Source organism: Methylobacterium frigidaeris (genome assembly GCF_022179185.1).
Classification (GTDB): domain Bacteria; phylum Pseudomonadota; class Alphaproteobacteria; order Rhizobiales; family Beijerinckiaceae; genus Methylobacterium; species Methylobacterium frigidaeris.
Window position 1 is genome coordinate 1 of record NZ_BPQJ01000428.1, and the last position, 221, is coordinate 221.

General features: G+C 48.4%; 1 protein-coding gene. It reads left to right on the forward strand.

Annotated features, from left to right (window positions below; genetic code table 11):
- Positions 1-221 (forward strand): hypothetical protein (locus MFF64_RS37565; protein ID WP_238194176.1); only part of this gene is annotated, 221 nt, incomplete at both ends.

Here is a 221-nt window from a genome sequence, read left to right on the forward strand (position 1 = left end):
GGAACCTGGCAAAAGAGACCGTTGATTTCTATGATTTGAAAGGCGATCTTGAATCCGTTCTCGACCTGACCGGTAAACTGAATGAGGTTGAGTTCCGTGCAGAAGCGAATCCGGCACTGCATCCGGGGCAATCCGCAGCGATTTATCTGAAAGGTGAACGTATTGGTTTTGTTGGGGTTGTTCATCCTGAACTGGAACGTAAACTGGATCTTAACGGTCGC